Origin of the sequence: Actinomadura napierensis (assembly GCF_039529375.1) — a bacterium.
In the GTDB taxonomy this organism is placed as follows: Bacteria; Actinomycetota; Actinomycetes; order Streptosporangiales; family Streptosporangiaceae; genus Spirillospora; species Spirillospora napierensis.
In genome coordinates, this window is the sequence record NZ_BAAAMR010000069.1 from 48,067 (window position 1) to 56,340 (window position 8,274).

General features: G+C 74.8%; 6 protein-coding genes. 1 reads left to right on the forward strand and 5 read right to left on the reverse strand.

Annotation, left to right across the window (positions count from 1 at the left end; genetic code table 11):
• Window positions 1–116: 116 nt before the first annotated feature.
• The 3 genes from leuA to ABD296_RS31945 all read right to left on the reverse strand — a co-directional run bounded on the left by leuA (window position 117) and on the right by ABD296_RS31945 (window position 3,456).
• Window positions 117–1,820, reverse strand: coding sequence for a 2-isopropylmalate synthase (leuA, locus tag ABD296_RS31935; protein WP_344275667.1), 1,704 nt, complete (start codon window positions 1,818–1,820; stop codon window positions 117–119).
• A gap of 246 nt (window positions 1,821–2,066) precedes the next feature.
• Window positions 2,067–2,843 carry a dimethylargininase gene (gene ddaH, locus ABD296_RS31940; protein WP_344275669.1) on the reverse strand — a complete coding sequence of 259 codons (777 nt, stop codon included), beginning with the start codon at window positions 2,841–2,843 and terminating at the stop codon, window positions 2,067–2,069.
• Between the two features lies 1 nt (window position 2,844).
• Window positions 2,845–3,456, reverse strand: a complete 612-nt coding sequence (locus ABD296_RS31945; protein WP_344275672.1) for a TerB family tellurite resistance protein — start codon at window positions 3,454–3,456, stop codon at window positions 2,845–2,847.
• A 102-nt stretch (window positions 3,457–3,558) separates the two neighbouring features.
• On the opposite strand from ABD296_RS31945, the gene ABD296_RS31950 reads away from it, so the two are divergent.
• Entirely contained in the window at window positions 3,559–4,380 is an 822-nt protein-coding gene (locus ABD296_RS31950) for a hypothetical protein (RefSeq protein WP_344275675.1), read from the forward strand.
• A gap of 13 nt (window positions 4,381–4,393) precedes the next feature.
• Here ABD296_RS31950 and era read toward each other — a convergent pair whose 3' ends face one another.
• Complete coding sequence (gene era, locus ABD296_RS31955) at window positions 4,394–5,329, reverse strand: GTPase Era (protein ID WP_344275677.1); 936 nt, start codon at window positions 5,327–5,329, stop codon at window positions 4,394–4,396.
• Between the two features lie 59 nt (window positions 5,330–5,388).
• Window positions 5,389–8,274 (reverse strand): ATP-binding protein (locus tag ABD296_RS31960; protein WP_344275680.1); only part of this gene is annotated, 2,886 nt, incomplete at its 5' end.

Below are 8,274 nucleotides of genomic sequence, written 5' to 3' on the forward strand. Positions count from 1 at the left end.
GCGGAGCGCCAGCGGAGCGTGAAACAGCCTGTCGACCGTTGACGGGGGTTCCAGGGGGTCGCCCCCCTGGGCCAACACAGTGACGGGGGTTCCAGGGGGTCGCCCCCCTGGGCTAACTAGCCCCGCGCTACGCGGTTGACCGCGGAGAGCATGGCCTTCAGGGAGGCGGTGACGATGTTGCCGTCGATGCCGACGCCCCACACCGACGTGCCGTTGACGTCGCACTCCACGTAGGCGGCGGCGCGCGCGTCGCCGCCCGCGCTCATCGCGTGCTCGGCGTAGTCCAGCACCCGCACGCGGATGCCGACGGCGGCGAGCGCGTCCTCGAACGCCGACACCGGGCCGTTGCCAACGCCCTCGATCTCGCGGATCTCGCCGTCCACCCGGACGTCGCAGCTGAGCACGTCCTTCTCGTCCACCCGGGACGTCGCGCGGTGCGCCAGCAGCCCGACGCGCGGCCCGTTGCCGAGGAACTCCGCTTCGAAGATCTCCCACATCCGCTCGGGGGTGACCTCGCCGCCCTGGTCGTCGGTGTGCTCCTGCACCACGCGGGAGAACTCGATCTGCAGCCGGCGCGGCAGCTCCAGCGCGTGCTCGGTCTTCATGATGTAGGCGACGCCGCCCTTGCCGGACTGGCTGTTGACCCGGATGACGGCCTCGTAGGTGCGGCCGACGTCGTGCGGGTCGATCGGCAGGTACGGGACCTCCCAGGTGTACTTCTCCACCGGCTTCCCGGCGGCCTCGGCGTCCCGCTTCAGGTGGTCGAAGCCCTTGTTGATGGCGTCCTGGTGGGAGCCGGAGAAGGCGGTGTAGACGAGGTCGCCGCCGTAGGGGTGCCGCTCGTGGACGGGCAGCTGGTTGCAGTACTCGACCGTCCGGCGGATCTCGTCGATGTCGGAGAAGTCGATCTGCGGGTCGACGCCCTGGGTGAACAGGTTCAGGCCCAGGGTGACCAGGCACACGTTGCCGGTGCGCTCGCCGTTGCCGAACAGGCAGCCCTCGATCCGGTCGGCGCCGGCCATGTAGCCGAGCTCGGCGGCGGCGACGGCGGTGCCGCGGTCGTTGTGCGGGTGCAGCGACAGCACGACCGAGTCGCGGTAGGCCAGGTTCCGGTTCATCCACTCGATCTGGTCGGCGTAGATGTTCGGCGTGGCCATCTCGACGGTCGCCGGCAGGTTGACGATGACCTTCCTGTCGGGGGTGGGCTTCCACACGTCGTTGACCGCGTTGCAGACCTCGACGGCGTACTCCAGCTCGGTGCCGGTGAACGACTCCGGCGAGTACTCGAAGTAGATCCGGGTGTCGCCCATGTCCTCGGCGAGCTTGGCGCACAGCTTGGCGCCCTCCACCGCGATCGCGGTGATGCCGTCCTTGTCCTGCCCGAACACGACGCGGCGCTGCAGCGTGCTGGTCGAGTTGTACAGGTGGACGATCGCCTGCTTGGCGCCGCGCACCGCCTCGAACGTCCGCTCGATCAGCTCCGGCCGCGCCTGGGTCAGCACCTGGATCACCACGTCGCCGGGGATCCGGTCCTCTTCGATGATCTGCCGGACGAAGTCGTAGTCGGTCTGGCTCGCCGCCGGGAAGCCGACCTCGATTTCCTTGTAGCCCATCCGTACCAGCAGCTCGAACATCTGGAGCTTGCGGTGGGCGTCCATCGGGTCGATCAGGGCCTGGTTGCCGTCCCGCAGGTCGACCGCGCACCAGCGGGGTGCCTCGGTGATGACCTTGCCGGGCCAGGTGCGGTCGGCCAGCTTGATGGGGGTGAACGCCCGGTAGCGCTGGAACGGCATTCCGGAAGGCTGCTGTTGCGGATACATCCGATGTGCTCTCTCTGCTCGAACCTCACGGCCGACGTCCATAACGAAGTCCCGCAGCGAGGGAGCCGACCTTTTACAGGCCCCCGCTGCGGCCGCTAAGGAGGAGCAGCTCACGCAACACGTCCGCCAACGTAACAGACGACGTCTCGGTTACGGAAACCAACGTCCGGATGCTGAGACAACAGGGGGCCTCCGCCGTCTCTTCCAACGGCCCGCGGCACACCGCGCATTCCCGTTCCCGCCGCCTCAGGGGACGAGGACGGACAGGCAGGTCACGCAGCCCTCCAGGGCCTCGAACTCGCTGATGTCGACGCTCGTCACCCGCAGCCCGTCGGCGGCGAACTGCGCCGCGGTGCGCGGCGCGGACGCCGACATCAGCACGTGGTCGGGGCCGAGCAGCACCACGTGCGCGCCCGCCGGCTCCGGGACGACCCGGATGAACGGCAGCACCGAGGTGTCCACCAGCTCCGGCACCCCGATCAGGCCGCCGTCCGGCAGCGCCGTCATCGCCGACTTCAGGTGCAGGCAGCCGCGGGTGTCGACCGGCACCAGGCGCCGCCCGCCCAGCAGGTGCGCGAGCTGGCAGATGCCCTCCTCGTTGGTGCGCGCGCCGCGCCCCACGTACACGGTGTCGCCGACGCACAGCACGTCGCCGCCGTCCAGGGTTCCCGGCGCCTTGATCCGCTCGATCCGCAGCCCGAGCTCGCGCACGGCCTGCTCAGCGCCGGACGCCTCGCCCCGCCGCCGCGTCTCCCCGGACCTGCCGATCACCGCCAGGTCGCCGCAGACCACCACGGTGTCCTCGACGAACACCGCGTCCGGATGGTCGTCGGCCGGCGGCACCGCCCGGACCCGCCGGCCCGAGGCCCGCAGCGCCGCGACGTACGCCTCGTGCTGGCGGGCGGCGAGCGCGGTGTCGACCGGGCGGCGGCCGATGTGGGTCACGATGCCCTCGGCGAGGCGCGGCCCCGGCGGCCGCACCAGGGCGGTTCCGGTGCCGGCGGACGGATCGGCGGGGTCCATGTCAGCGGGACGCCCCCTCGGTGGTGACGATCACGCCCAGCGCGTACGCGCGGGACATGCCGAGCAGTTCGGCGACGGCGTGCAGCGCCTGCCGCTCGCCCTCGTCCAGCGGGCCGTCCGCCAGCGCGATGCGGACGGCGTCGGCCAGGAACCACTCCTTGGCCTCCACGGCGAGGTGGGCGCCCGCCTGCTCGACCTCCTGGCCGAGGAACACCGGCGCCACGACGAGATCGGCGTCGACCGCGTCGTCGTCGTAGTCCGGCTCCCCGTAGCGGGTGACCGTCTCGACGGCGCGGGCGCGGGCCGCCTCGTCCTCCGGGGCGCCCGAGCGCAGCACCAGGGCCGCGGCGGCGCGCATGCCCGCCGGCAGCGCCGCCGCCATCTGCTGGGCGGTCGGCGCGCGCAGCGCCGACACCGGGAAGCGGCCGCGGCACGTGCGGCACTCCACCGCGTGCCCGAGCCGCCACAGCGGGACCAGCGGCACGAAGAACGGGCTGAACCAGCGCCGCGCGGCCCGCCTCCGGTAGGCACGGTCGCCGCCGCACTGCGGGCAGTGGAACGTGCCCTCGCCGACCGTGCGGAAGACGACCGTCAGCCCGAAAACGAGCAACACCGGGGCTCTCCCTCCCAAAACGGACTCCGCTCCAAAGTACCGACCCGGCGCCGCCGCCGTGGCCGTCCCGGGGAACCCGGCCGCGCCGTTTACGCTGGGTCCATGACCGGTGACCTGGGTTCCGACGCCGGCCGCGCGCGGCCGCGCCCGTCCTTCCTGCCGCCCGAGGGGGACCCGCCGGAGGCGGTGCCCGCCGAGGACGGCCCGCCGCCCGTGCCGCCCGCGCCGTCCGGGCCGCGCCGCGCGGGCTGGGACTTCGCCATGATCGGGGTCGCCGCCGTGCTGGTGGTGTCGGCGTTCCTGCCGTGGGCGCACGCCCAGATCGTCCTCGACCTGTTCGGGCGCTCGCTGGTCCGCGACCGGGGCAGCGTGGCGGGCATCGACGCCGACAACATCGTCCTCGCCGTCCCGGTGCTGGCCGTCGTCGCGATCGTGATGGCGTTCTGGAACCTGGTCGCGCGCGACCAGCGGATCGGCGCGCTCGCCGCGATCCCCGCCGTGCTGTCGCTGCTGACCTGCGGGATCTTCGTGCTGCGGCTCGGCGACGTGCCCGACCGCATGCCGGACACCGGCCTCGACCTCACCTACCAGGTCAGCCTGCGGTACGGCTGGTTCCTGGCGGTCGCGGCGAGCCTGCTGCTGACCGCGTTCAGCCTCGTCCGCCCCATCGCCGAACGCCTCGGGTCCAGGGAGGCCGGCGCGCCGCGTCCACACCAGCAGTACGCCGAGCAGCAGTACGCCGAGCAGCAGTACGGGGGCTACCCGTACGCGGAACAGCAGTACGCGGGGCAGCCGCAGTGGGCCGAGACCGGCGCCGCGTGGCCCGAGGAGGCGCAGGCCTGGGGCCGGCACCCGGAGGAGGCCCGCCCCGATCACCGGCCCTCCGGGGGGACGCCGCCCACCCCGCAGCCGGAGCAGGATTGAGCGCCCGCCCCGGTCAGTCGTAGAACCCGAGCCTGCGGAGCTGCTTCGGGTCGCGCTGCCAGTCCTTGAGCACGCTGACCCGCAGGTCCAGGAAGACCTTGGTGCCGAGCAGCGCCTCGATCTGCCGGCGCGCCGCCGCACCGACCTCGCGCAGCCGGGCGCCCTTGTGCCCGATGATGATGCCCTTCTGGCTGGACCGCTCGACGAACAGGTGCGCGTAGACGTCGATCAGGTCGTCGCGGCCCTCGCGCGGGTTCATCTCGTCCACCACCACCGCGATCGAGTGCGGCAGCTCGTCGCGGACGCCCTCCAGCGCGGCCTCGCGGATCAGCTCGCCGACGAGCACCTGCTCGGGCTCGTCGGTGAGGTCGCCCTCCGGGTACAGCGGCATCCCCTCGGGCAGCCGGGAGATCAGCAGGTCGCCGACGAGGTCCACCTGGAAGCCGTTCTCGGCGGAGCACGGCACGATGTCGGCGAACTCGCCGAGCCGCCCCACCGCCATCAGCTGCTCGGCGACCTGCTCGGGCGCGGCCAGGTCGGTCTTGGTGACGATCGCCACGACCGGCGTCTTCTTCACCCCCGCCAGCTCCCGCGCGATGTACTTGTCGCCGGGCCCGACGGGCTGGTCGGCGGGCACGCAGAACCCGATCGCGTCCACCTCGGTGAGGGTGGAGCGGACGAGGCTGTCCAGCCGCTCCCCCAGCAGCGTGCGGGGCTTGTGCAGGCCGGGGGTGTCGACCACGACGAGCTGCGCGTCCGGCCGGTGCACGATCCCGCGGATCGCCCGCCGGGTCGTCTGCGGCCGGCTGCTGGTGATCGCCACCTTGGTGCCGACCAGCGCGTTCATCAGGGTCGACTTCCCCACGTTCGGCCGGCCGATGAAGCAGGCGAACCCGGATCGGTACCCCTCGGGCGCGGCCCCGCCCTGCGTCTCTCCCAGCGTGTCCACCTCCCAATTGTCGCCCACCGGCCCGAGTCGCCGGGCCATCGCCCGGGCGCGCGGCCGGGTCAGACGGCGGGAGCGTCCGCCAGGGCCTGCGCGTCCCGCGCCTGGTCGGCCCAGAACGGGGCGCCGAGGCGGTCCGCCACTTCGGCGGCCTTGCGGTAGTGGGCGGACGCGGCCGGACGGCCGAGGAAGCGGGCGAGGTCGCCGAGGATCTGCGCCACGGGGCCGATGGTGGCGACGGCGGTGGCGCCGCCGGTGATGTGCCCCTCGTACGGGAGCAGCGCGTCGTAGGCCGCGGCGGCGAGGGCGCGGTCGCCGAGCGCGATGGCGCGGCGGGCGCGGATCGCCATGACCAGGTCGTAGAAGTAGTCGCGGCGGACCGGCGCGGGGTCGGCCGGGGCGGCGCGGCGGGCCTCGTCGATGCGGCCGGCCGCCACCAGCGCCAGGACGTGGATGTCGGCGGTCGCGGCGACGTGCGGCCACTGCGCGCTCAGCCAGGCGGTCTCGCCGGCCAGTTCGCCCGCGCGCCCTTGGACGTACCGCAGGCAGAACGCGCCGACGAGCATCATGCCGCGCTCGCTGTTCCAGATGCCGGTCCTGCCGATGGCGCCGCCGACGGCCGTGTAGATCCGTTCGGCCTCCTCGAAGCGGGCGCCGAACGTGTGCGCGAGGCCGCCGTACCAGTCGGCGATCATCGCCAGCAGCGGGAGGCCGTACTGCTCGGCGAGCCGGCGGCCCTCGTCCAGGTGGCGGCGGGCGGCGGCGAGGTCGAGGGAGGCGACCTCGGCCTGCTGGGACTGCAGGTGGGCGAGGACGAGGTAGCCGGGGAGCTCGTGCTCGGTGGCGAGGGCGAGCAGTTCGGCGGCGATGCGGCGGCGGTCGTGCAGGCCCTCGGCGGAGCGGTAGCCGTTGAGGTAGCCGCCGTTGAGCGCGGCGGCCAGCAGGGCGGGGTCGCCGAGCCCGCGGGCGATCCCGACGGCCTCGCGGGCCGCCGCGGCGCCCCGGTCGTCCTGCTCGCCCTCGAGTTCGATCGCCAGGGTCGTCAGGAGGCGGGCGCGCAGCGCGGGATCGTCGCCGGGCGGGCCGGCCAGGGCGTGCCCGGCGGCCTCGATGACCTCCCGGTCCAGGAGGCCGTACTCGCGGCTGGTCCACAGGGTGGGCACGTCGAAGGCGGCGATGATCCGGGCGAGGAGGCGGACGTCGCCGAACGCGCGCGCGTCGGCGATGGCGCGGCGGCGCCGGTCCCGGGCGTCGACGACCTGCCCGGCCAGCGCGGTCGCGCGGATCGCGGCGGCCTCGATCTCCAGCCGTTCGCGGGTGGCGCCGTCGCCCCGGGCGCGCAGCGTCTCGGCGGCGCGGACCCACAGGTCGGCGGCGAGGCGGTGGGCGTAGCGGGCCTCGGCCGCCTCCGCCGCGCGCCGCGCGTACCGGACGGCCCGGTCGGGTGCCGTCCCGGACTCCAGGTAGTGGTGCGCGATGGCGGCGACCTCGTCGGGGCTGTGCCGTTCGAGCGACGCGGCGACGCGGCCGTGCAGGCGGGTGCGGCGGGCGCGCGACAGCCCGGTGTAGAGGGTGTCGCGGACGAGGGCGTGCGCGAACCGCATCCGCCCGGGGGCGGGCTCGGTGACCAGACCGGCGGCGAGGGCGGACTCGACGGCGTCGATCACGGCGTCCTCGTCGCCGGACAGGTCGGCCAGCACGTCGAGGCCGGCGTCGCGGCCGGCGACGGCGGCGTCCCGCAGGACGGCCTGGGCGGGTTCGGGAAGCCGCGCGATGCGGCGGCGCAGCACGTCGCCGACCCCGGCGGGCACCCGGCGGGTCGCGGCGGGCAGGCCCTCGGCTTCCAGCAGCCGGGCGGTCTCCCGGGTGAAGAACGGGTTCCCGCCGGTCCGCTCGGCGATGGCGGACAGCTCCGCGTCGCCCAGCCGGGTGTCGCAGATGCCGCGGACCAGTGCGGCGACCTCGGCGGCCGACAGGCCGGGCAGTTCGATCCGGGCCGGCTCCTGCCGTGCCAGCACCGCGAGCGCAACGGCGAGCGGGTCGGGGACCTCGGTCTGCCGGAACGTCGCGGCGAGCAGCACGCGCCGGTCGCGGAGCCGTCCGGTGAGCCGGGTGAGCAGCGCGAGGGTCTCCTCGTCCGCCCAGTGCAGGTCCTCGAGGACGAGCAGGAGCGGCGCGTCCTCCGCGAGGCCGGCGAGGTAGTCGCCGACTGCGAGGTGCAGGCGGAACCGGCCGGCGCTGACATCGGTGTCGCCGCGTCCGGTGGCGGTGTCGTCCAGCAGGGGGGCGAGGCGTGCGGCCAGGCCGGCGGCGGGCGGGGCGGTGGCGGTCAGGTCGCGCAGCAGTTCGGCCCACGGCCAGGCGGCGGGCGCGCCGCCGGTCTCCGGCGCGCGCCCCCACGCGGACGTCCAGCCCCGTCCGGAGAGCAGGCGGGCGAACCGCTCGGTGAGGGCGGTCTTGCCCATGCCGGCGTCGCCGCTGATGAGGACGGTGCCGCCGCGCCCGGCCTCCGCCGCGCGGGCCGCCTCGTCCAGCCGGGCCAGTTCCCGTGCCCGCCCGACGAACACGGCGCCGGGCGGTTCCGGGGGCGCCAGACGCACGACGGGCCGGGCGGGGCGCTCCGCGCCGCCGGCCAGGTCCGGGGAGTGGGCGAGGATGCCCGCTTCGAGGTCGCGCAGCGCCGGGCCGGGGTCGACGCCGAGCTCCTCGGTCAGGGTCGCGCGGGCGCGGCGCAGCGCGGCCAGCGCGTCGCCCTGCCGGCTCGCCCGGTAGAGGGCGAGGGCCAGCAGCCGCCACGCCTCCTCGCGCAGCGGTTCGGCGGCGGCGTGCGCCTCCAGGTCGGGGACGGCCTCAGCGGCGGCCCCGAGCGCGAGCATCGCCTCGGCGCCGCGCTCGGCGCCGCCGCGGCGCCGCTCGTCCAGCCGGGCGGCCTCGGCCGCGGCCCACGG

Coding starts and splice junctions, on each gene's coding strand:
- ddaH (WP_344275669.1), bottom strand. CDS start 2,843: ATGGACCCCGCCGATCCGTCCGCCGGCACCGGAACCGCCCTGGTGCGG.
- leuA (WP_344275667.1), bottom strand. CDS start 1,820: ATGTATCCGCAACAGCAGCCTTCCGGAATGCCGTTCCAGCGCTACCGG.
- ABD296_RS31950 (WP_344275675.1), top strand. CDS start 3,559: ATGACCGGTGACCTGGGTTCCGACGCCGGCCGCGCGCGGCCGCGCCCG.